The sequence below is a fragment of the Candidatus Centipeda massiliensis genome, assembly GCF_900290285.1.
GTDB lineage: Bacteria > Bacillota > Negativicutes > Selenomonadales > Selenomonadaceae > Centipeda > Centipeda massiliensis.
The window spans coordinates 87554-111166 of record NZ_LT985754.1 but is presented as its reverse complement, the minus strand read 5'-3'; the positions used below and the strand labels follow the sequence as shown (position 1 = coordinate 111166).

At 58.0% G+C, this 23613-nt stretch carries 21 protein-coding genes and 3 pseudogenes; 17 read left to right on the top strand and 7 right to left on the bottom strand.

Features of this window, described 5'->3' with window-relative positions:
- Positions 1-317: 317 nt before the first annotated feature.
- Positions 318-686 (top strand): TIGR02328 family protein, encoded by a 369-nt coding sequence (locus tag C8273_RS00615; RefSeq protein WP_106625949.1) that lies wholly within the window; start codon positions 318-320, stop codon positions 684-686.
- Positions 687-789: 103 nt separating this feature from the next.
- Here C8273_RS00615 and dpaL read toward each other — a convergent pair whose 3' ends face one another.
- Positions 790-1989 (bottom strand): diaminopropionate ammonia-lyase, encoded by a 1200-nt coding sequence (gene dpaL, locus C8273_RS00610; RefSeq protein ID WP_106625948.1) that lies wholly within the window; start codon positions 1987-1989, stop codon positions 790-792.
- A 474-nt stretch (positions 1990-2463) separates the two neighbouring features.
- Between dpaL and C8273_RS00605 the strand changes: the two genes are divergently transcribed.
- Positions 2464-2718, top strand: coding sequence for a type II toxin-antitoxin system Phd/YefM family antitoxin (locus C8273_RS00605; protein ID WP_106625947.1), 255 nt, complete (start codon positions 2464-2466; stop codon positions 2716-2718).
- Positions 2719-2895: 177 nt separating this feature from the next.
- On the opposite strand, the pseudogene C8273_RS12815 reads toward C8273_RS00605, so the two are convergent.
- Positions 2896-3042: pseudogene (locus C8273_RS12815) on the bottom strand (ABC transporter substrate-binding protein); the annotation flags it as partial.
- A 154-nt stretch (positions 3043-3196) separates the two neighbouring features.
- On the opposite strand from C8273_RS12815, the gene C8273_RS00585 reads away from it, so the two are divergent.
- The gene (locus C8273_RS00585) at positions 3197-3472 is read left to right on the top strand and encodes a GNAT family N-acetyltransferase (RefSeq protein WP_106625945.1); all 276 of its coding nucleotides are present in this window, start codon (positions 3197-3199) and stop codon (positions 3470-3472) included.
- A gap of 73 nt (positions 3473-3545) precedes the next feature.
- Here C8273_RS00585 and C8273_RS00580 read toward each other — a convergent pair whose 3' ends face one another.
- Entirely contained in the window at positions 3546-3980 is a 435-nt protein-coding gene (locus C8273_RS00580; protein WP_006305203.1) for a flavodoxin, read from the bottom strand.
- A gap of 314 nt (positions 3981-4294) precedes the next feature.
- Here C8273_RS00580 and C8273_RS00575 point away from each other — a divergent pair, with 314 nt between their 5' ends.
- The 8 genes from C8273_RS00575 to C8273_RS00535 all read left to right on the top strand — a co-directional run bounded on the left by C8273_RS00575 (position 4295) and on the right by C8273_RS00535 (position 12787).
- Positions 4295-6934, top strand: coding sequence for a heavy metal translocating P-type ATPase (locus tag C8273_RS00575; RefSeq protein WP_106626803.1), 2640 nt, complete (start codon positions 4295-4297; stop codon positions 6932-6934).
- 312 nt (positions 6935-7246) lie between these two features.
- A complete protein-coding gene (locus C8273_RS00565) occupies positions 7247-7777 on the top strand; it encodes a hypothetical protein (RefSeq protein WP_106625944.1) in 531 nt (176 codons plus the stop codon).
- A gap of 20 nt (positions 7778-7797) precedes the next feature.
- Complete coding sequence (locus C8273_RS00560; RefSeq protein ID WP_106625943.1) at positions 7798-9036, top strand: hypothetical protein; 1239 nt, start codon at positions 7798-7800, stop codon at positions 9034-9036.
- 58 nt (positions 9037-9094) lie between these two features.
- Positions 9095-9601, top strand: coding sequence for a hypothetical protein (locus tag C8273_RS00555; RefSeq protein WP_106625942.1), 507 nt, complete (start codon positions 9095-9097; stop codon positions 9599-9601).
- Between the two features lie 53 nt (positions 9602-9654).
- Complete coding sequence (locus C8273_RS00550; RefSeq protein WP_106625941.1) at positions 9655-10611, top strand: hypothetical protein; 957 nt, start codon at positions 9655-9657, stop codon at positions 10609-10611.
- A gap of 175 nt (positions 10612-10786) precedes the next feature.
- Positions 10787-11527 (top strand): AzlC family ABC transporter permease, encoded by a 741-nt coding sequence (locus C8273_RS00545; RefSeq protein ID WP_106625940.1) that lies wholly within the window; start codon positions 10787-10789, stop codon positions 11525-11527.
- Positions 11520-11831, top strand: coding sequence for an AzlD domain-containing protein (locus C8273_RS00540; protein ID WP_106625939.1), 312 nt, complete (start codon positions 11520-11522; stop codon positions 11829-11831). The genes C8273_RS00545 and C8273_RS00540 overlap by 8 nt, the downstream gene beginning before the upstream one ends.
- A 98-nt stretch (positions 11832-11929) precedes the next feature.
- Complete coding sequence (locus C8273_RS00535; RefSeq protein ID WP_106625938.1) at positions 11930-12787, top strand: Rpn family recombination-promoting nuclease/putative transposase; 858 nt, start codon at positions 11930-11932, stop codon at positions 12785-12787.
- Positions 12788-12869: 82 nt separating this feature from the next.
- Here the strand turns inward: C8273_RS00535 and C8273_RS13400 are convergent.
- Positions 12870-13002: pseudogene (locus C8273_RS13400) on the bottom strand (secretion protein HlyD).
- 55 nt (positions 13003-13057) lie between these two features.
- On the opposite strand from C8273_RS13400, the gene C8273_RS00530 reads away from it, so the two are divergent.
- The 4 genes from C8273_RS00530 to C8273_RS00515 all read left to right on the top strand — a co-directional run bounded on the left by C8273_RS00530 (position 13058) and on the right by C8273_RS00515 (position 16520).
- The gene (locus C8273_RS00530; protein WP_106625937.1) at positions 13058-14032 is read left to right on the top strand and encodes a DUF4178 domain-containing protein; all 975 of its coding nucleotides are present in this window, start codon (positions 13058-13060) and stop codon (positions 14030-14032) included.
- Between the two features lie 76 nt (positions 14033-14108).
- Entirely contained in the window at positions 14109-14540 is a 432-nt protein-coding gene (locus C8273_RS00525; protein ID WP_106625936.1) for a DUF350 domain-containing protein, read from the top strand.
- Positions 14541-14653: 113 nt separating this feature from the next.
- Complete coding sequence (locus C8273_RS00520; protein WP_106625935.1) at positions 14654-15217, top strand: hypothetical protein; 564 nt, start codon at positions 14654-14656, stop codon at positions 15215-15217.
- Between the two features lies 1 nt (position 15218).
- The gene (locus C8273_RS00515) at positions 15219-16520 is read left to right on the top strand and encodes a glutathionylspermidine synthase family protein (protein WP_106625934.1); all 1302 of its coding nucleotides are present in this window, start codon (positions 15219-15221) and stop codon (positions 16518-16520) included.
- 327 nt (positions 16521-16847) lie between these two features.
- On the opposite strand, the gene panF is transcribed toward C8273_RS00515, so the two are convergent.
- On the bottom strand, positions 16848-18296 hold the full coding sequence (panF, locus tag C8273_RS00510; protein ID WP_106625933.1) for a sodium/pantothenate symporter: 1449 nt from the start codon (positions 18294-18296) through the stop codon (positions 16848-16850).
- Entirely contained in the window at positions 18293-18553 is a 261-nt protein-coding gene (locus C8273_RS00505; RefSeq protein ID WP_106625932.1) for a DUF997 family protein, read from the bottom strand. Before C8273_RS00505 ends, panF begins: the two co-directional genes overlap by 4 nt.
- 484 nt (positions 18554-19037) lie before the next feature.
- Here C8273_RS00505 and C8273_RS00500 point away from each other — a divergent pair, with 484 nt between their 5' ends.
- Positions 19038-21014 carry a methyl-accepting chemotaxis protein gene (locus C8273_RS00500; RefSeq protein ID WP_106625931.1) on the top strand — a complete coding sequence of 659 codons (1977 nt, stop codon included), beginning with the start codon at positions 19038-19040 and terminating at the stop codon, positions 21012-21014.
- Positions 21015-21087: 73 nt separating this feature from the next.
- On the opposite strand, the pseudogene C8273_RS12810 reads toward C8273_RS00500, so the two are convergent.
- Positions 21088-21198, bottom strand: a pseudogene (locus C8273_RS12810) (secretion protein HlyD); the annotation flags it as partial.
- A gap of 176 nt (positions 21199-21374) precedes the next feature.
- Between C8273_RS12810 and C8273_RS00490 the strand changes: the two are divergent.
- The gene (locus tag C8273_RS00490; protein WP_106625930.1) at positions 21375-23348 is read left to right on the top strand and encodes a methyl-accepting chemotaxis protein; all 1974 of its coding nucleotides are present in this window, start codon (positions 21375-21377) and stop codon (positions 23346-23348) included.
- Positions 23349-23613 lie beyond the last annotated feature (265 nt).

Here is a 23613-nt window from a genome sequence, read left to right as displayed (position 1 = left end):
TAATTTAAGTACCAACAAAAACATCCAATGGAGGACTCGAGCCAGAGTTTTCAAGGCGCGACGTATATTTTTGATGTGCGAAGTTTGAGCACTTTACGAAAGAAACGTCCTAATGAATATTTAGGGAGGCACTGATAAATTCAGCCCACTATCTTGGCGCATCTTTTTCGCCCTGTCTTTGTCGACAAATCCTCCACATAGCCTTTGCAGCGTTAGGTTTGTCTTCTTGACAGGACAAAAAATCTACACCAATCTAAATGGGCTTCATTTTATCAGCGATTCCTTAGAAAAATCAACTTTGTTAACAGGAGAACAATATGAGACTATGGCATGAAAAACTTATCCACTTATTGCCCAAAAATCAACTTCTTGGACAACATAGGGAATGTTGTGCTCTGAGGGGCAATGGATGGAAAAAGAAACATAAAACTGTGGACTATGTGTTTACATATTCCCCGTATCATCTTTTTATTTACCATGTATTGGTTATGGAGGAGATGGAAAAAAGAGGATATAATGTTTCTGCGGAATGGAAAGATAAAAATTATAGAGGAAGGACAGCAGAAAAGTACGATAATCTTAAAGAGGAAATTATAGGCAGTCCAATTTACAAAGAGCATAATATGGAATATCTGGCTGATTGCATAGAAAATTTAAGAGATAAAGGTATACATTTAAAAGTATAGAAGTTGTGGAGGAGTAAATTGATATGATGCGACAAGAACACTTTCTCCTATGACAATGCCCCTGCACCGTTTCGGCGCAGGGGCATTTTGTGTCAATTTATGGTCAATAGCTCGGATACAGTCCGTCCCAGACGACGCGGCGGTAATTCGCACGGTCGGTGTCACCCTCGGTGGAGATGCAGAGGATGCGGGAGTCCTTGTCGAGACCGATGCGGTCGCGCAGGTAGTCGAGGCTGCGGTTCTGCATGAGCTCGGCGACAAGCCCCGTGGTGACGGCACCGCTCTCGCCCGAGATGACGCGCGGATCGTCGTCCAGCGGGTTGCCGAGGATGCGCATGCCCTTTGCCGCGACCCATTCGGGCACGGAGACGAAGTGATCGGCGTAACCCTGCAGGATCTCCCACGCGATTGGGTTCGGCTCGCCGCAGGAGAGACCCGCCATGATGGAGCTGATCTCGCCTGTCACGATGTGCCGCTCGCCGTCGCTGGCGGCAGCCGTGCGGTAGATGCAGTCCGCGCGGTTCGGTTCGACGATGGTGATGATCGGACGGTTCTCTCCGCAGTGCGCGGCAAAGTAGCCCGTGACCGCGCCCGGCAGCGAGCCGACACCCGCCTGCAAAAAGATATGCGTCGGCATCTCATCGTATTGCTTCATCGCCTCGTGTGCAAGTGTCGTATAGCCCTGCATGATCCAGAGGGGGATCTCTGTATAGCCGTCGAACGCCGTGTCCTGCACGAGCACCCAGCCCCGCTCCTTTGCGAGATTCGCTGCGTGCCGCACGGTATCATCGTAGTTGTATGTGGTAAACGATGCCTCCGCGCCGAGTCCGCGAATGTTCGCGAGGCGCTCGGTCGAACTGCCCTTCGGCATGAAGACATGGGCAAACAAGCCAAAGATCTTCGCCGCCCACGCGATGCCGCGCCCGTGGTTGCCGTCCGTCGCCGTGACGAGCGTGATATTCCGGAGGCGCTCGCGGTACTCCGGCTTTTGGAGCGTCTCGTAGGTCATCTCATCCGCGGAAATGCCGAGGAACTGTGCCAGATAGCGCGCGACTGAGTAGCTGGCACCAAGCGCCTTGAAGGCATTGAGACCGAACCGCTTGCTCTCGTCCTTGACAGCAAGCCGCCCGAGTCCAAGCCCCGCCGCGAGGCGTTTGAGGTCGGCGAGCGGTGTCGGGGCATACTCCGGCAGCCCTTCATGAAACGCGATCACACGCGCCGTCACATCTGCGCCAAACGCAGAAACATCCGAATGCGTACCGTCTGGATGTGTCAGATGTACCGCCTTGATGGATTCATTCATAATGTATTCCTCCCAATCAATCGTATCCCTACATGTTCTTTCATTATATCATACGGATGAATCATTGGGTAAGAATTGAACGATATATTTTTTCAGATATTCCTTCACTTTTCTGAATTTTTATTTGACAAGAATTTTGCACTTATATATAATAAGAACGAATCTCAGATTCTATTGGGAGGGAAGATGCTCACCGCAGACACAATGCACGCATTGGAAACACAGGCGGTTCGTCCTTCCGCAGGTTTAAAAGGAGGATTTTCCATGAAAAAAACTCTGGTATCCGCACTCAGTGCGGCGCTCGTCATCGGTGCAGCATCGACGACATTTGCGGCGGCGAATCCGTTCAGCTGATTTCCTGCTTTCACACACAGATACCGCAGATCTCGGTCTGCGGTATTTTTGTGCACATAGATATCGTTGACGCACGCAAAAGCGTACGGTATAATGAACGCATGGAAAGGAGGAGCGTATATGACTGCGATCAACGCCACTGCGGCACGTCGGAATCTCTATCAGCTCATCTCAGAAGTAAACGAGAACCGCAGACCTGTCATCATCACGAACACACGCGGTAAGAACGCGGTTCTGCTCTCCGAGGAGGACTGGAACGCCGTACAGGAAACGCTCTATCTGAACGCCATTCCCGGCATGACCGCGAGCATTCTCGCCGCTGACCACGAGCCGATTGATGCCTGTGCGACGTATGACCCAAACGAGGCGTGGTAATGTACCTCATTAAGTTCAGTAAACAGGCGGAAAAGGATAAGCCGCGCCTCAAGGCTGCGGGACTTGAGGCAAAGGCAAAGGCACTGCTGAATCTCATGCAGGATAACCCGTTTCAGAACCCGCCGCCCTACGAAAAACTCGTTGGCAATCTGAGCGGGAATCTTTCGCGGCGTATTGAGGAACCACTGATAAATTCAGCACTGCCATCTTGGCACATCTTTTCCGCCCTCTCTGTGTCGACAAATCCTCCACATAGCCTTTGCTATGCGTCCGGTTTGTCTCCTTGATAGAACGAAAAATCTGTACCAATCTGACAGACTTCATTTTATCAGCGATTCCTTAACATCCAACATCGACTGGTATACGCCGTACTGGAAAACATCGAAGGCTATGCTGCGCCGACAGGAGAGCTCTACGATGGCATCATTCTCGTCAAACGGATGTGGACGCATTACGAATAGACAAAGGAGGAATCACCATGCAGATTCGATACGAAGCCGATCACTGCCGCAGCACGGCGTATGACGGAGAACAGCGCGTCGGTGTCGCGGAGTACGCAAAGGAGAATGGCGCGTGGGTCATCACCCATACGGAGGTCGACCCCGCCTACGGCGGTCAGGGGATCGCACGCAAACTAATCGAGGCGCTCATTGAGGCAGCACGCCGCGACGGGGCAAAGATCGTTCCCGTCTGCTCCTACGCGGAGAAGATGATGCGCGGAAAAGAAGCGTACGCGGACGTGCTCGCGGACTGAGCAGAGGCATGCGAAAGGGCTGCTGTACGAAGTTATCTTTCGTACAACAGCCCTTTTCCGTACATCCCTTTTCTCACCCGACCGCCTTTGCCATTGTCTCACCGAGTGCGGTGCACGCAGCGAGTGCGTCGTCGTCCGGCTCGCTCTCACAGGTCACGCCGTCCGCGACCATCACCGCGCCGGCGTCCTTCGTGCGCTGTGTCCACGTTTCCATGAACGCACCACCGCCCCAGCCGTACGAGCCGAACAGACCGACCTTCACGTCCTTCAGCTGGCTCTCCGCCTCGGCGAAGAACGGCTCGAACTCGCCGTCATCGAGCTCCTCCGTGCCGCAGGCGGGGCAGCCCATCAGGATGCCGTCGTAGTCCGCGATCCGATCCGCCGAGAAGTCGCCGACGCGGATGAGTTCGACGTCCGCGCCGCCCTTTTTTACGCCCGCGACGACTGCGTTTGCCATTGCCTCGGTGTTGCCCGATCCGCTCCAAAATACCACTGCAATCTTTGCCATCTGAAAATCCTCCCTTGGATGATTCGTTTTGTTTCTCTGATGATAACATTTATCAGATTCCGATGCAATCTATTTTGAAAATTTTTCTCATTATTGTTTGTGCTTGACAGGAGTGCTATACTGTAACGTAAAGGCTTCTATAAGATTACACAAAGCGCCCCTTCCACCGCTTGCGCGGTCCCCCTCCCCCGTACCGACGGGGGAGGCTTTGAGTTTACGGTATCTTACCTGCCACGGCGGAGGAAGTGCCGCGCTTGCAAGGCGATCAGGGCGCTTGTGAGGAACGGCGTTTTCTGACGATAAAAGGAATCTCTATGCAAAAGGAAACATTCAACGTCACGGGCATGACCTGTTCGGCGTGTTCGGCGCGCGTGGAGCGCACCGTAAAGAAGATGGAGGGAACGGCAGAGGTTTCCGTCAATCTCCTCACGAATACAATGACGCTCGCCTACGATGCGGCGGTGACAAGCCCCGCCGCCATCATCGCCGCCGTTGAGGATGCGGGCTACGGCGCGAGTGTGAAGAATGCGGCGGGAGGTGCACCTGCAGCAGGTGCCTTGACGAACGGCACAGCAGGAACGGGCACGGATACGGCAGAGAAGGCAATTCGCGCGATGCGCACGCGCCTCCTCGTCTCCATCCTCTTCCTCCTGCCGACGATGTATATTGCGATGAGTCCCATGCTCGCGATGTGGGGCGTGCCCTACGCGGCTGGATTCAAAGACGTGTTCTGGGGCGCGGAGAATGCGCTGACGTTTGCGCTCGCACAATTCGTACTCGTTCTCCCGATCATGTATGTGAATCGTCCATACTACGTCAACGGATTCCGCAATCTCCTGCACGGCGCACCGAATATGGACTCGCTCGTCGGGATCGGCTCGATGGCATCCGCGCTCTTCGGCGTGTTCGCGATGTTCCGCATGAGCTGGGGACTAGGACACGGAGACCTTGCACTCGCGACGGAGTACAGCACGAATCTCTACTTCGAGTCGGCGGGCATGATCGTCACGCTCATCACGGTCGGCAAATATCTCGAAGCGCGTGCAAAGGGGCAGACGACGGGAGCGCTCAAGGCGCTGATGCAGCTTGCCCCCGCCGAGGCGACCGTCGTGCGCGGCGGGGAGGAGCAAGTCGTTCCTGTGGCGACGCTCGTCCTCGGCGATACGATCATCGTGCGTCCCGGCGCACGCATCCCCGTGGACGGAACGGTGGCGGACGGCGCGACGAGCGTTGATGAGTCCGCCGTGACGGGGGAATCCATGCCCGTGACAAAAGCAGCGGGCGATGCCGTGACCTCGGGCACGCTGAACATCGATGGGACAATCCGCTTCACGGCGACGCGCGTCGGTGAGGACACGACGATCCGTCAGCTCATCCGTCTCGTGGACGATGCAAGCGGGTCAAAGGCACCGATTGCCCGTCTTGCCGACCGCGTGTCGGCGGTCTTTGTCCCTGTGGTCATCGTACTCGCCCTCACGGCAGGCGCGGTCTGGCTCATGATGGGCGCGACGGTGGAGTTCGCGTTCTCCATCACGATCTCGATTCTCGTCATCTCCTGCCCGTGTGCCCTCGGGCTTGCGACGCCGGTCGCCATCATGGTCGGTACGGGGCGCGGTGCGGCGCACGGCATTCTCATCAAGTCGGGGGAGGCACTCGAGACGGCGGGGAACATCAGCATGGTGCTGATGGACAAGACGGGCACGCTCACCGAGGGGCGCCCGCAGCTGGTCAGCATCTGTCCCGTCGGCATCACCGCCGAGGAACTTATCGCACTTGCGGCATCGCTTGAGCAGGGCAGTGAGCACCCCATTGCCGCTGCGATCACGGGCTATGCTGCGAAGAAGGGGCTGACCGTCCCCGCCGCAGCGGATTTTGCCGCAGTGTTCGGCAAGGGCGTGCGTGCGCGTGTGTCGGGCGTGGAATGCGCGGCGGGCAATACGGCTCTGCTGACAGAGCTGGGCATTTCCCTCCCCGCCGCCGTAGAGACGGCGCGCACGGAGATGGCAGAGCGCGGCGAGACGGCGCTCATCGTCGTACGCGCGGGGAGCATCGTCGGCCTCATCGGCGTGCGCGATGGGGAGAAGCCGACGAGCGCGGCGGCGGTCGCGCAGATGAAGGCAATGGGGCTGACGCCCGTCATGCTCACGGGGGACGACGAACGCACGGCACGCGCGATTGCCGCGAGGGTCGGGATTACCGAGGTAATCGCGGGCGTTCTCCCTGCGGACAAGCGCGCTCATGTGGAGCGGCTGCAACGGGAAGGTCACCGCGTCGCCATGATCGGTGACGGCGTGAACGACGCGCCCGCCCTCGTGCAGGCGGATCTCGGCATTGCCATCGGTGCGGGCACGGATGTCGCGATTGACAGCGCGGATGCGGTACTCGTCAAGAGTGATCTCCTCGATGCCGTCTCCGCCATTCGCCTCTCGCGCAGCGTCATGACCAACATCAAAGAGAACCTCTTCTGGGCGTTCTTCTACAACATCATCGGCATCCCGCTCGCGGCAGGCGTACTCTATCCCGCATTCGCCATCAAGCTCTCACCGATGATCGGCGCGGCGGCGATGAGCCTGTCGAGCGTCTGTGTCGTGCTGAACGCCCTGCGGCTGCGCCTTTTTTCCATCGCCCACGAACCCGTGGCGGCGGAGCACACACAGCGCGAAGCAACGGTAACACCCATCGCTCCTGCGGTGGATGAGATAAAGAAAAGCGCGGCGGACAGTTCCGCCGCACAGAGAAAGGAAGATTTCACCATGGAAAAGACCATCAGCGTCAAGGGCATGACCTGCCCCCACTGCGTCAAGCATGTCACGAAGGCACTCAGCGGCATGGACGGCGTGACGGATGTCGTCGTCAACCTCGAAGCGGGGACGGCGACCTTCAAGACGAACCGTGACATCCCGGACACCGAATTCGCCGCCGTCCTCGACGATGCGGGCTACGAGCTGGGGTAAAATATTCATCATCGAAACGCTCATGTAGGAGACGATCCTGCATGGGCGGTTTTATTTTGGGAACGGAGCGAAAAGGAAAATCCATGCGATGTGTCGAATTTAGGAAGCACTGATAAATTCAGCACTGCCATCTTGGCACATCTTTTTCGCCCTCTCTGTGTCGATAAATCCTCCACATAGCCCTTGCTATGCGTCCGGTTTGTCTCCTTGACAGGACAAAAAATCTGTACCAATCTGACAGACTTCATTTTATCAGTGATTCCTTTATTCCCGTGTGAATCGTTTTGTTATGATAAGGAAAGGCGGACTCTCATGAAAAAACTTCTCCTGCTTCCCCTTCTCTTTGCGCTGCTGCTGTCGCTTTCGGGCGGGCGCACGGCGCATGCCTTTGCCACGGATCCCCTGCTGGACGGTGTGGATGTGATGAGCTTTGCGGGGGAGATCAACCGTGCCTCCGACATTGTGGGCTACAAGGCACGCCTGACGGCACCGTCGTACGACAAGAAGACCTCCGATTTCGCGGAGCATCCCGTCTATACGTCGCGTACGGCGAGCAATGTAGAGGTCAAGTTTCATCTGCGCGATAACAGCGTACTCTATCTGAACATCTCCTTTGACGAATCGGACATGGCGCAGATGAATGACATGATGGATGTCGTCTATGCCACCTATCTCGTCTCCGGGATGAGTCAGGACGAGATCGATCAGATGGGCTGGAGGAATCAGGAAGGCAACTCGCTCGCCGACAATGTCTACTGCAAGGCGACGCAGCGCACGATCACAAGCCGCATCGTGATGAACGGAGCAAACAGCTTCGTCGCGATTTCTGCGTCGAAAGGCTGATCGCGGACAGGAGGCTCCCATTGAAGAATCTGATCCTGCCGCTTGCGCTTGCCGCCACGCTCGGCACAGCCGCTTTCTGCGCGCCGATGTCGACCGTATCCGCATCGAAGAATATGACGGTTTTCATGCCCGTGGTGGAGGCGGAGAACGAGATCACGCTGCACGGGGTAAACAGGGGACAGATCACCCTGCGCACGGACACACCGAAAGCCGTAGAGATCTACGGGCGATCCGTGATTTCCTTGTATGTTCTCTACCGCCCCGACAAGGAACAGAAGAATGTGGACGGTGTGGAGGTTCTGATCGACCCCTATCGCAGAGAATATCGCACCTTCTTTACCAACAAACGCTGGCTGCCGATTTCAAAATACGAGGGTCCCCCCGAAGACTACAAGAACTACATATACGACGGCAATTTCAAGGTCAGTCTTGGCGATTTTGAGGACGCCGTTTTTGTTGCGCTGTCCTATCTCGAAATGAAACGCCCCGTCCTGATTATTCAGGCGACGGAACCAAGCCGTCAGGAGGCAGAGCGGCTGGCGGCTGAGAGAAGGGAACGGGAAGAACGCGCGGCAGCGGAACGCCGTCAACGTGAGGAGCGTGAGGCAGCCGAGCGGAAAGCAAGCTTTGAGCGCACTGCCGCGCCCATTATCGCACGTGTGCAGGAGAAGTACACGCCCAATCTGGTCGGTACGTTCCACTGGGAGCAGTTTTCCACGGAGTCCGTGGACTACAGCAAGGTGCCCAAACTCTCCGAGCTTCTCGGTCATGTATTCCTGCTGACCGACCCCTACGGCATGCGCCTCGCGTATAACACGAGCGCCTCCGAGGAGGGCGACGTCGGGCGGCTCCTTGCGCGCGGGGACACGAAGTCGGGGCTTGTACACTTTGCCGTGCTGCACGAGTACGACGAGAACATCGTCGCCCTGATGGACGATACGGGCGCGTTCCAGGGGAGCGACTACCAGCGCAAGCCCATCGCCGTACGCTTCTCTTCCTACCGCCATGAGACGAACAAATACGGCTGGGGCGTACCGAACAACATCATCTCGACGAACGGCCACGTGCTCGGCGGTGCGAATATGGGCGAGAATTTCAATCACCTCACCGCAGGCAGCGTGAGCCTGAGCATCGAAAAGACGGATCGTCCCGGCATCTACCGCCTCGTCTACTATGTGACGACGATGGCGGATATAAAGACGGGGCAGCAGATGCGCCGCGCTGGAAACTACTACGCGACTCTCGAACTGGTGAAGTAAGAGAGTGGACAGCACCGCTGCACGACCATCGACATTCATAGGAAAGGGCAGATGCTCCATGAAAAAATATGTTCTTGCTGCCGCTGCGGCGGCGCTCCTCCTTGTCGTGCCGCAGTTCACAAACAGCGCAGAGGCAAAGCCGTTCCCCATCTACGACTATCTGCAGAAGATCGAGAACACGGACTGGATTGTCGCCGAAACGCTGCGCTGGACGCCGGAGACGGGCGCGAACCTCAAGGGATACTACGTATTCCGCGATGAGGATATCCGCATCGTCACAGTGGGCGGGCGCAGGATCATCCAGCTGCCCGTTCACATCCTGCGCGGGAAGAACCTGAAGCATTTCAGCCGCTTCCTCTTTTCGGTCGACCCGGCAAATCAGCTCTGGGGCACGGATAACCCGATCAAATGGGAGGAAATCGACGATTTTGCCCCGCAGCACAAGCCCTTTGATCCCGTCCAGCAAAAATGGGCGGTGAACTTCTCCGGCATGGCACAGATGGTCATGCAGTACGTCAAGTTCGAGCGTCCCGATCTCTACAAGCAGCTTGCTGTGACGTGGTGACCCCACGCCTTGCAGCCGCTTGCCCATACGATGGAAAGAAAGGAATCTTCCCGATGAAAAAGCTCGCGTTGCTCGTCCTCGCTGCGTTCTTCCTTGCCGCACTGCAACCGGCGCACATCGCACAGGCGGCGCCGTTCCCGGTCTACAATATGCTTGAGCATATTGAGAATCCAGACTGCATTGTGATCGAGGCATCCCGCACCCCGCCGGAGTGGGGCAGCAAGTTGGACGGATATTACGTCTTTCAGCCTGAGGATCTGCACATCGTTACGTATCAGGATCACAAGATTGTCCAGATGACCGTCTACCAACTGATGGGAAAGAAACTCAAATACTTCGACGACTTCCGCTTCTCCATCGATCCCATGAAGGGACAATGGGGCACGGGAGACGCGGTCGAATGGAGGAAGATTGAGGACCTTGCCCCGCTGTACGGTCCGCTTGACCCCGAAACAAATTCGTGGCAGGCGAATTTTTCCACGATGGCTCAGACGGTGATGCAGTACCTCCAGTTCGAGCGTCCCGATCTCTATGAGGAGGTCACGGGACACGCGGCGCAGACGACGCCCGTGCCGCTGCTCGATCATGCCAATCCCATCGATCTGGCACGCAAGATGGAGGCAGGTGATGCCGGCGCACACATGAGTACACCAACATTGAACGAACGCGCCGCGAAGATCGCCGGGCATCCCGTCTACATTGCACAGGCAGCAAACGGTGTCTCCGTCTACTTTCACATGCGGGGCGATGATCTCATGCAGATCAACGTCGTCCTTGCGGTCAATGACGAAGCTGCCTACGAAACGATGTCGGATATCCTAGCAGAGGCATTTCTTGCCTGCGGTATGACGGAGGAGGAGTTCTATGCGCTTGCAAAGGGCGGCTGGTTGGACGCGGGCGGCATGGGGGTCGCCGAAGGCTACTGCGCCGCTACTGATCGCATCATTAAAAACCACATCGTGAACAACGCAGGCAAGTGTGAGATGATCCTGACTGCCGCACGAAAATAGTACCGACACAAACGGGGCTGCCGCACAAAGCAAAATGCTGTGCTGCAGTCCCGTTCTTGTGGTATGAAGGACGCGCTGAAGCGATCAGTGCTTCCCTAAAGTATACCGTACGCCATTGATTTACAAAACACCGTATTTATCCTACAATAGATAAATCAATTTGTGAGGTGGTTGTATGATGGAGCAGCGGCTGGGCGCCACGCGACGCGCGGTGTTCATGGAGGGGGTACACGACGGCGTACCGATTGCGCTCGGGTACTTCGTCGTGGCGTTCACGCTCGGGATCCTCGCCAAGACGGCGGGTCTCTCGGCGTGGCAGGGATTTGTGACGAGCGCGGTCAACATCGCCTCGGCAGGCGAGTACGCGGGCTTTACCGTGATTGCAGCACAGGCACCCTATCTTGAGATCGCCGTGCTGACGCTCGTGGCAAACGCGCGTTACTTCCTCATGGCGGCGGCACTCGCGCAGCGGTTCGCGCCCGATACACCGCTCCTGCACCGCCTTGCCGTGAGCTTCGGCGTGACGGACGAGGTGTTCGGCATCACGGTCGCGCGCGGCGGCATGGTGCAGCCGTACTACAACTACGGTGCACTTGCGATCTCCGTCCCCGCATGGTCGGCGGGCACGTCGGCGGGCATCCTCGCGGGCGGTATTCTCCCCGCCGCCGCCGTCTCCGCGCTCTCGGTCGCTCTCTATGGCATGTTTGTCTGGGTGATCCTGCCCCCCGCGAAGAAGAGCCGCCCCATCGCGGGCATGGTACTCGCAAGCTTCCTGCTGTCGCTTGCGGCGACGTACGCCCCCCTTACGAGCGAACTCTCGGGCGGCACGCGCACGATCCTCCTTACCCTCCTCATCGCGGGTGTGGGCGCTGCACTCTTTCCCGTACATGAGGAACAGGAGGAAAACGATGCGTGATATATGGATCTACATTGCCGTCATGAGCGCCGTGACGATTGCCATCCGCCTCATCCCCGCCCTCCTCCTGCGCCGCCCGATCCGAAATGGATTCGTCCGCTCCTTCCTCTTCTACGTGCCGTACGTGACGCTTGCCGTCATGACCTTCCCCGCCATTGTGGAGGCGACGCGCACCCCATACGCGGGCGCGGCGGCATTCGCCTTTGCCATTTTCCTCGCGTGGAACGGGGCGAACCTCTTTCGCTGCGCGGCGGGGGCGAGCATCATGGTGCTGATCATCGAAGGAATTGTATTTTCGCTGTGACCGGCGAAGAATCTACGCCAATCCGCAGGATCGTTTTATCCGTGATCCCTTGCACTTCTCCACAAAAATTCGTAAAATAGAGGCAAAGAGGTGAACGTATGGGGATCTATCGAATCAAGCCGTGGGAAGAACTGACGATCAGCGATGACTATATGTTCAAGCTCATCATGAGCCGCAAACGTATCTGCAAACAGATGCTTGAGCGAATTCTTCGCATCGAAATTGAGAGCCTGTCGTATGTTGAAACAGAAAAATCAATTATCCCAGCCTATCAGAACAAAGGCGTTCGTCTGGATGTCTATGTAAAAGACAACAAGGAAACGGTCTATAACATCGAGATGCAGATGCGCCGCCTTGAGGGAGACGGGCTGCGTAAGAGGACACGGTATTACCAAGCCATATTGGATACTGATCTGCTTGCCACAGGAGCGAGTTATGGCGTGCTGAATCGAACCTTTATCATTTTCATCTGCCCGTTTGACCCGTTTGGCGCAGGGCGACACATCTATACCTTTCGGAATTTGTGCATAGAGGATCGAACCCTAGAGCTGGACGATGGCGCAACGCGTATTTTTCTGAATACGAAAGGGACACGCGATGATGTAGATGACTCGGTTCGCGCGTTTTTGAACTATGTCAATGGTGTGGTCAGCGAGGATAGCCTCGTGCAGGAGATTGATGAGGAAATCCATCGCATCAAAATAGAAGAGCGAGGGAAGGTGGGGTATATGTTTTTGGCAGATAAGATTGCAGAGGAACGTTTTTTCGCTGCAAAGGAAGGGCGTGAAGAAGGACGTGAAAAAGGACGTGAAGAAGGGCGTGAAGAAGGGCGTATCGAGGCACAGCTTGAAAACATTCATCGGCTGATCGCGAAGCTGAAGATATCTGCGGAGCAGGCAATGGATCTGCTTGAGATCCCACCGTCAGAACGACAGCACTACAAGGGGGCGTTGTAGGTGCGGTGACGATGGGGGTTGATTATGCTGTAACGATGAGCGGGCTGCCGCGTGAAGGAAAGACTTCATGTGGCAGCCCACTTTAAGGAAGCACGGATAAATTCAGCACTGCCATCTTGGCGTATCTTTTGCCCTCTCTGTGCCCTAGAATCCTCCACATAGCCCTTGCTATGCGTCCGGTTTGTTTCCTTGACAGGACAAAAAATCTGCACCAACCTGAGAGTCTATTTTATCAGCGATTCCTAAGATTTTCCGCTAGGAGGTGATGCCGTGGATTTTGACTGTTGGACCGGCATCAAAATCGGAACGAAACCATGTACCATTGTGGAAAAGATCCGATACAAGGAGAAAACATCGGATGATGTATGGACAGAGTATAAGCTTATCACGAATGACACCAATGCACACATCTGGCTGAGCATCACAGACGATGGACGCTCATGCATCATCTCCTCCCCTGCGGGAAACAAGGTACCGAAGGGCTACCGTCTCCATGACAGCGGCACGGAGGTTGTAACAGGGGTCTGGGGCGATACGGATGTGGCGGTCGGCGATGAGACGAGGTATGAGCAATACGAGAGCGCGGACGGCAAGAACACCTTCTTTGTCGAGTATTGGAACGGCAGTCGCAGCAGTTCGCAGGGAGGAAAGGTCTCCGCTTCCACAATCATCGCGGACACGGACACGGATACGAGTACGCGGCAGAAGGTACGGGCGATATATCGGCGATTGAGGCTGCGCAACTCCCTCATCGAGCCGGCTGCAGGCCTTGCCGGAGCCTGCGTCATCCTGCTCCTATCCATCGTTCCCGACTTCGACATGCGGGACTACTGGCACGCGTTCCGCGATTTCGTGAATCTCCCCTATGTCATGCACGAACGCCTCAGCGATGCGCCCTACTACACGGAGCAGCAGGAGGAGGACGGTGCACGGGTTTACACGGCGCAGGTCGATGCGGGCAGCGCCGCGCTTGACCTCATTGAGGGCGTGGATGGCAGGGTGGAGGATGCGTACGAAAGGCTCGGTGATGCGGAGCATCCGATCATCATTCGCACACAGGAGGAGACCGCACGCATTACGAGCGCGGCGGACGGCACAGCGCGCATTGTCGTGACGCAGGCAAGCCCCGACCGCGCACCTGCCGCCGACCGGCTTCAGCGCAGTCATACCCTCCTCCGCTACGCCGTGCTCGTTCGCGCGGGCGATACACGCGGACGGGCGGAGGTGATAACAGAAACGCCGTAACAAGAGGTGCTTTGCCGACATTTTTTTCTTTGAGGAGTATCGCACGCGAAACACAGCTGCATAAAGGAGAGCCCACATGATTGATCTGTCCGTACTGATGCTTACCGTATTCTATGCCGCATTCGGCATCCTACTCATGATTGTATCCAACATCGTGATTGACTGCTTCATCCCCGGTGATTTCGCCGAGGAGATTCGCCGCGGCAACCGTGCGGTCGCGTGGCTGTCGGCAGGCTCTTTCATCGGGATCGGCGAGATCCTGCGTGCCGTCATCATATCCCCCGCCTACGAGACGCTGACGGCGGACTTTGTGCAGGGCGTCATTGCGAGTGCGGTCTACGCCGCCGTCGGCATCCTCTTCTTTATCATCGGCTTCTTTGTCATCAATGCGTGGCACCGCAAATACGCGCTTGCCGCCGAGATCCAGCGCGGCAACACAGCGGCGGGCATCTTCGTGTTCGGGGTCTTCGTCGGGCTGTCGCTTGTCATCAGCGGCGCGGTGCACTGAGGAGCGTGCTCACGAAAAAAGCCTCCCCCGTCACTACGGGGGAGGGGGACCGCGAAGCGGTGGTAGGGGCGCTTTGAGCGATTACAGGAGAAGCTGCATAGAGGAGGTTCTGCATGGAAAACATGGGGCGCAAGGCCGCCATTCTCGCTGCCGCATTTGCCTCCGTCGGGGCGCTCGGTGCAGCGTATTTCTATCGTCATGATATTGCCTTTGCAATCGCTGATGCCGTGCATCCCGAGTGGAATGCGGGCGAGGCACGGCTCGCCGATACATACGACCGCCGCTACACCCTGCTCAACAACGGCGACGGCACGGAGACCGCGCTCTATGACGATGCGACCGCCGTCACCTTTCGCCATGACGGCGCGGGCGACCTCGTCTGGCTGTTCGGTACGGCGAGCCTCCTCGCCCCCCTTGCACCGAACTACTTTGCGTTCCACGGGTTTTCCTACGCGGGCGGCACGATGGATCTCGCGCAGATGACCTACCGCGCAAACGCGCCGCTTGCGCCGCTGCCCGAGAAATACACCGTGTCCGGCACAGGCGCGCATGGACATGTGGTCAATCACAGCTATGCGGGGCGCAGCTACAACGAAAAGAAAAGCGAAAAGGCGGGCGAGGTCAGCCGCAGATCCGGCTTCGGACAGGCAGGGCTCCGCTCCTCGGGAGGGTCGTAACGTGAACAGCACGCAAAAAGAGACCTACATTGACGCACTTGATCCGGACATATTCACCTATATCCAATACGGCGACTATACTGACCGCTATCCTACCCATACGGTGCAGGAGTTTCCGCAGATGTTCTATGACGAGATGCGCCGTGCCTCGGCAGGGCTGTTTCACATCTTCTGCAAGGCGGCGCAGGTGCTGCAGAACGCCCCCGACGACTTCGCACGTGCGATGGATCTGCCGCGCGAACTGCTCCCCTATCTGCGCATCCCGAATGCGTTTGGGCTGCCGACATGGCTCGCGCGCTTCGACTTCGTCCTCGATGCGAAAGGGCGTATCCGCATGGTTGAGATCAATGCGGATACGCCCTGTTTTCTTGTGGAGTCCTTCTATGCCAATGGCGTTGCGGCGGCGTATGATGGGCGACGGGACCCAAACGAGGGCACGCAGGCGCAGCTGCGCGACTTCCTCGCGCGCATCCACAATCAGCTCGCCGCTCCCATCGCCGATCTGAGACGACAGACGCTCACGCACCGCCCGTTCGTCTTTTCCTGCTTTGACGACTATCCCGAGGATCTCGCAACGACGCTGTTTCTCATGCGTACGATGCAGGAGGGCGTGCCGCACGGGGATATCCGCTTTCTCTCATTCTACGAGATGGAGATTGACGAGCAGGGGATTCCCCTCGCGGACAGCAGATATGCAGCAGCACTCTATCGTCTGCATCCAATGGAGATCTTGATCGACGAGCGTACGCCGGATGGAGAGCCGCTCGGTGCAATGTTTCTGGACTTATATAAGGAAGGCGCATTTGCTCTGATGAATCCGCCTGAGGCGATCCTCCTGCAGAACAAGTCCTTTATGGCACTCGTCTACGCACTCGCGCGGACGGAGCAGTTTCTCACGCCCGCAGAATGTGCGCTCGTGGAACGCTATCTCGTGCCCTCTTATTTTGAGGAGGACTTCGCCGCGCTCAAGGACGGCACATACATCCGCAAGGAGATCTGGGGGCGCGAGGGCAAGCACGTCCGCCTGGTCGAAAAGCATGGCGGGCGGGTGGCGACGGTACACGAGAAGCAGCCCGACAACGCGGACGAGATTATATGTCGCCCGAGCCGCGCGGCGATGTATCAGGACTTCATCCGTCAGCCGCGCTTCACCCACACGGTCGACTCCGGCACGGTGGAGGGGTATCTTACACTTTCGTGCTTCATGCTCTTCGACACGCCCTCCGCCGTCGGCGCGCGGTTCTCCCCCGCCGAGATCGCGGGCACGGAGGCGTACGTTCTGCCGCTTGTCACAGGATCATAGACAAAAAAAGACGGAAAGGCAGTGTGCCTATTCCGTCAATCGAAACTTTGTGCTATACTGAATATGTGACTGACGATCGTAGGTTTTCTCCCGTAAGGGAGGTGATGTGCATGAGCCTGTATGAAATACTTTCGCTCGTGCTAGCGGCGGCAACGCTCGCGGTCAACATCATATTCTTGCTTGTAAAATAGACAAGAAAAAAGAACCTGCCGTAAACAGGTAACGAAGGCTCTTTCTTCAGACACAAAGATTCGAGGGAGAGACCGACGGAACCACTCGTCAGTCACTCTTTTTGTGTCTTTATTATAACAACCTCAAATCACACTGTCAAGCTCCTCTGCGCCGCTCCCACCAGCTTCCCGCGAGGAAGAATACGAGGGAGACGGTGATGCCGACGGCGATGGGGTGCAGCCCGAGCGGCCTCACTCCCGCCGCCATTGCCGCGCAGTAGAGGAGCGTACCGCCGCCCATCGCCGCGAGTGCGCCCGTGCGGTTTGCCCATGTTGTAAAGAGTCCGAAGACGAGCACCCAGAAGAACGCCGTCTCAAGGCCGCCGAACGCAAACATATTGATGAGCCATATCAGGGACGGCGGTGCGACGGCAAGGACAAAGACGATGATGCCGAGCACGGCGGTGACGCCCATCGAGAGGCGGCGCAGCGTCCGCTCGGGGACGAATCTGCCGCGCTGCTGCTGGTGATGGAGGTAGACATCCTTCACGACGGCGGACGAGGCGACGATGAGCACGCCCGAGATGGTGGAGATCGACGCCGCCAAGGGGCCGATGATCGCAAGCCCCAGCAGCTCCGGCGGCATGACGCGTGCCATCAGCTGCGGGATCACGCTGTCCACGCCGCCGAGCGCCTTTGCATCGACGCCGAGCACCCCGCGCCCGAGCACGCCGACGAGGTTCACGGCGATGTTCATAAAGGCGATAACGACCGTGCCGATTATCATGGCGCGGTGCATATCGCGGCTGCTCCGATAGCTGATGCCGCGCACAACCGACTGCGGCAGCGCAATCGTGAGCGCGCCGACGAGCAGCCACTGCGAGAGGTAGAGGGAAACGGGCATGCGCCCCGCCGCCGTCGGCGTCAGCATCTCCGGATGCGCGCTGCGCAGCTCTGCAAGGATCGCCGTAAGACCTCCGCCCGCTTCCAGTACGTAGTAAAAGAGAAGGACGATGCCGAGCATCATCACAATCGCACAGCACGTATCTGTGAGGGCAACGGCACGAAATCCGCCGATTGATGTATAGACAACGACGACGATACCGAACAGCACGAGCCCAAGTTCGTAGCTATACCCCGTGACGGCGGCAAAGAGCTGCGCCCCGCCGACGAACTGTGCGACCATCGAGGCGGCGAAGAAGATGACGATCACAAATGCCGCGAGCGCCGCAAGCGCGTCCGACCGATAGCGGTGACGGATGATATCGACAATCGTGACGGCGTGGATGCGCCGCGCCAGCCGCGCGACCTTCTTGCCGAAGATGCCGAGCACGAGGAAGATGGTCGTCGTCTGGATGACCGCCATGTAGATCCAGCCGAAGCCGATCTCGTACGCCATGCCGGGGCCGCCGACAAACGAGCTGACCGAGCTGTAGGTCGCGACCATCGTCATGGCGAGAACGAACGCGCCGAGCGTCTGTCCCCCGACGAAGTACCCGGAGAGAAAACCGCCCGCCGTGCTCTGCCGCCGCACGTAAAAGCCGAGTGCGAGCATCGCCGCCATAAAGCCGAGGAGCGGGAGAAGTACGAGGAGACTGCTGCTCATCGTCCCACCTCCTCTGTGCGCTCATCGAGGGGCATATCCTCCGCCGTGCGCGCGAGGTACACGGCGAGCACCGCCCCCACGGCGAGCACCCCGACACTCGACGTGATCGCCCAGAGCGGGAAGCCCGCAACCTGCACATCGACTTCCGCGAGTCCAAATCCCAGCGCCGTCCAGAGTACGGCAAAGAGAATCCCTGCCGCAGCGGTACGCCTCGCCTCACGGGTGATGGCGTCCGCCGCTTTTTTTTCATCCTGCATGATGAACCTCCTATGAAATTCCTGCCGTCAAAGGCACAGGGCTCTTTGCGGCGAAAACACCGCCTATCCTACCATATCCCGCGCCGCAATGCAACGGGGGAGTCATGGGTCTATGACAACTGTTACGGATGTGCGCTGCGTACTCCACGCAGAACCCTCGTTACGCAAGCGGACGTGTGCTCATCCGCCTAAATACCTGCGGATTCCAAACGCGCTGCGCTTGAACGATTAAAATCCGCAGGGGGCGGGTCGCACACTCTACGCCGCTTGCTCCACTAGGGTTTGCTTAGGAGTACTGCATTTTCTTTTGTCTGTCACATTCATCATAGTGACGGAATCCATCGGCAAATCCTCTATCTATTCCTATTATTTGTCATTATTTTCCGGCTTACTAGAAAAATATGATAAACTCCTTGCTTTTCACCGCGCCGTGGTATAAAATTTTAATATCTATCAATATATCTTTTAGAAAGGAAGGAGTACATTGGGAATCAAACAAAAGCTGCTTCTCATGGGAACGCTGATGGCGCTCCTCGTTGTGGCGATCTGCGGGATCGGCTACTACAAGGCGCAGGATGCCCTCACGGAGAGCACAGCAGGAGAGATTGCTGCGGCACTGGACGTGCAGGGGGCGCAGCTCGACAGCTGGCTCACCAAGCGCGGACAGATCGCCGAGGCGACGGCGAATCTGCTGTCCGAGTTTGCAGATCGCCCCGACAATCACGACCGGAGTCTGCTCTGTCTCGCGGCGGACGATCCGGAGGTATTCGACGTGACCGTCGGTACCGAGGATAACTTCTTTATCGGATGGGTTCGAGGAGACGTGAGCGACCACGTCAACCCGCATGACCGTCCGTGGTACAACGATGCCATCAAAAAGAACGGGCTGACCTTCACCGCACCATACGAAGACATCACGCAGAAACAAATGGTGGTGTCCGCCACAAAATCATACAAGAACCATGCAGGAGAAGTGCGTGGTGCGGTCTGTGTCGACATATCGCTCGCCACACTCGACAAGCGTGTCAAGGAGCTGAAGTATCACGGCGAGGGTGAGGGGATCATTGTCGATCCGTCGGGGCTCATCATCGCGTCCAGTGAGGGGCTGGCGATGCACAAGGCGGACGAGAATCCCGTCCTCAAGGAAAATCTGCCCACGATGCAGCAGCGGAAAAACGGCTACTTCGCCACGGAGAAGGATGGCGAGGAGCAGATCATCGCCTACGCAACCGTCCCTTCGACGGGCTGGATCGTCGCCATTGCCGTGCCCGAGCGCGTCGCCTTTGCGCAGCTCGCGGGCCTCAAGACGACCTACGCCATCCTGAGCATCCTCGGCATCCTGCTCATCGCAGGCATCATCTTTGCGCTCCTGCGCTTCGCCACAACGATCACGGGTGCGACCGCGCGCCTCAAGCACCATGTTGACGCGCTTGCGCAGGGCGATCTGCACCTTTCCGATCTGCCGGTCACCTCACAGGACGAGCTGGGACAGCTCGCGGCGAACTTCAACGCGATGATGAAGAGCATCCGCGATGTCATACGGCAGGTCGCGGGGACGGCAGAGCAGCTTGCCGCCGCCTCCGAGCAGCTGACGGCGGGGGCGCACCAGATGGCAGAGTCCGCCACGGAGATCGCGGGCACCGTTGCCAATGTCGCCGAGGGCACGGACGCGCAGCTGGAAAGCCTCGCGGGCGCCAAAAAGAACATCGGTATCGTCTCGGACGACATCGAGCGCGTCACAGGGAAGGCAGAACGCGTCGCCGACAGCTCTGCCGAGACGGCGGACGCCGCACAGCGCGGCGAATCCCTCATGAATGAGGCAATGACGAAGATGACAGGCATCGAGCAGAGTGTCCTGCGCTCCGCCGAGGTCGTCGAGAAGCTCGGCGAGAGTTCCAAGCAGATCGGCGAGATCGTCGAGACCATCTCCGCCATCGCCGAGCAGACGAACCTCCTCGCCCTCAACGCCGCCATTGAGGCAGCACGCGCAGGCGAGACGGGACGCGGCTTTGCTGTCGTCGCCGAGGAGGTCCGAAAGCTCGCCGAGCAGTCGCGTGAGGCAGCCGACCAGATCAAGGAGCGCATCACCAGTGTCCAGCATGACACGGCGCAGGCGGTCAGTGCCATGCAGAGCGGTACCGGTGAGGTACAGGCAGGAGCGGCGGCCATTCACGAGGTCGGCGCGCAGTTCAAGGATATCCTGCGCATGGTCGACGAGATCAAGGAGCAGATGGCGGACATCAGCAAATCCATGCAGACCGTTGCGAGCGGTACGGAGCTGATCGTGCAGTCCGCGACCACGGTCAACGAGATCACGGAGAAGACGGCAGACCACATGCAGAGCATCTCCTCCGCATCGCAGTCGCAGTCCGCGTCGAGCGAGGAGATCGCCTCGGCATCGCAGTCGCTTGCCATGCTCGCGACCGATCTGCAGAACACCACGAACAAGTTCAAACTCTGACCGCCGTCGGCGGACACAGACAGGGACTTCCGCATGAAGATGGAAACGTCTTCGTACGGAAGCCCCTTTTTTTAGGAAGCACTGATAAATTCAGCCGCGCCATCTTAGCGCATCTTTTTTGCCCGCTTTTCGTTAGCAAATCCTCCACATAGCTTTGGCTATGCGTCCGGTTTGCTGCCTCAATCGGACGAAAAAATCTACGCCAATCTGCAGGACTGTTTTATCAGCGACTCCTTTATTGTCATCGAAATCCGGCAGATGACTTGATTAAATTTAGAAAATACTATATGATAAGACTTGTATCTATGCACGGGACTGCATACACGGTATGCGCGCAAAAGAAGCGGGGAGGAAACCAAATTGGGTATCAAACAGAAGCTCATGCTGATGGGCATACTGATGGCGGCACTCGTCGTCGCCATCTGCGGCATTGGCTACTACAAGGCACAGGATGCGCTCACGGAGAGCACCTCGGGTGAGATCGAGGCGATTCTCGACGCAGAGGCAAAGGATCTCAACACATGGCTTGCACAGAAGGAGCAGCAGGCGGTGAGCACCGCGAACCTCCTTGCGGCGTACGACGGCAATCCTGTCGCGATGGATCGCGAGATGGTGAGCCTTGCCTCCAACGATCATGACGTTCTTGACCTCGCCTATGGCGCGGAGGACGGACGCTTCATCAGCTGGAACGACGGGGATATCTCCTCTACCGATCCGCGCGGGCGTGACTGGTACAAAGACGCGAAGGCGGCAGGCAAGCCGATCTTTACCGAGGTCTATCAGGATGCCATCTCGAAGAAGATGGTTGTTTCCGTCGGCGTTCCCTACAACGGCAAAAACGGTGCGTTCGCGGGCGCGGTCTGCTCCGACATCACACTCGACACGCTGGGCGAGCGTGTCAAGGAGCTGAAGTATCACGGCGAGGGCGAGGGCATCATCATTGACCCGAGCGGGCTCATCATCGCGTCCAGTGAGGGGATGGCGATGCACAAGGCGGACGAGAATCCCGTCCTCAAGGAAAATCTGTCCACGATGCAGCAGCGGAAAAACGGCTACTTTGCCACGGAGAAGGACGGTGAGGAGCAGATCATCGCCTACGCGACCATTCCCTCCTCCGGTTGGATCGTCGCCATTGCCGTGCCCGAGCGCATCGCCTTTGCACAGCTTTCGAGCCTCAAGACAACCTACGCCGTCCTGAGCATCCTCGGTATTCTCCTCGTCGTGGGGATCATCCTTGCGCTCCTGCGCTTTGCCGCAACGATCACGGGCGCGACCGAGCGTCTCATGCACCATGTCAGTGCGCTCGCCAAGGGCGACCTCACGCAGTCCGACCTGCCGGTCACCTCACAGGACGAGCTGGGACAGCTTGCGGCGAACTTCAACGCGATGATGAAGAACATCCGCGATGTCATACGGCAGGTCGCGGGAACGGCGGAGCAGCTTGCCGCCGCCTCCGAGCAGCTGACGGCGGGGGCGCACCAGATGGCAGAGTCCGCCACGGAGATCGCAGGTACCGTTGCCAATGTCGCCGAGGGCACGGACGCGCAGCTGGAAAGCCTCGCGGGAGCGAAGAAGAACATCGGCATCGTCTCGGGCGACATCGAGCAGGTTACGGGGAAGGCGGCGCGTATTGCCGAAAGCTCCGCCGAGACGGCGGATGCCGCACAGCGCGGCGAATCCCTCATGAGTGAGGCAATGACGAAGATGACAGGCATCGAGCAGAGCGTCCTGCGCTCCTCCGAGGTCGTCGAGAAGCTCGGCGAGAGCTCCAAACAGATCGGCGAGATCGTCGAGACCATCTCCGCCATCGCCGAGCAGACGAACCTCCTCGCCCTCAACGCTGCCATTGAGGCGGCACGCGCGGGCGAGACGGGACGCGGCTTTGCCGTCGTCGCCGAGGAGGTCCGAAAGCTCGCCGAGCAGTCGCGCGAGGCGACCGACGAGATCAAGGAGCGCATCACCAGTGTCCAGCATGACACGGCGCAGGCGGTCAGTGCCATGCAGAGCGGTACCGGTGAGGTACAGGCAGGAGCGGCGGCCATTCACGAGGTCGGCGCGCAGTTCAAGGAAATCCTGCGCATGGTCGACGAGATCAAGGAGCAGATGGCGGACATCAATAAATCCATGCAGACCGTCACGAGCGGCACGGAGCTGATCGTGCAGTCCGCGACTATGGTCAACGAGATCACGGAGAAGACGGCAGACCACATGCAGAGCATCTCCTCCTCCTCTCAGTCGCAGTCCGCGTCGAGCGAGGAGATCGCCTCGGCATCGCAGTCGCTTGCCATGCTCGCAACGGATCTGCAGAACACCACGCACAAGTTCAAACTGTAACGCACATACGAAACGGGGGTGTTGCACGAACGCCCCTATCGGCTCGCTGCACTCGCCACTTCCCCCGCTCTGACGGGGGAAGCTAAGATGCCATAATCCTAGCCTCCCCCGTGCGACACGGGGGAGGGGGACCGCGTAAGCGGTGGAAGGGGCGCTTGTAGCGATATCGCTGACATAGACAAGGGCTGTTGCACGAAGTTTTCTAGCTTCGTGCAACAGCCCTGTTTTAAGCGGTGCCGCATGAGGGCGCTCGTGCCGTGCTTCC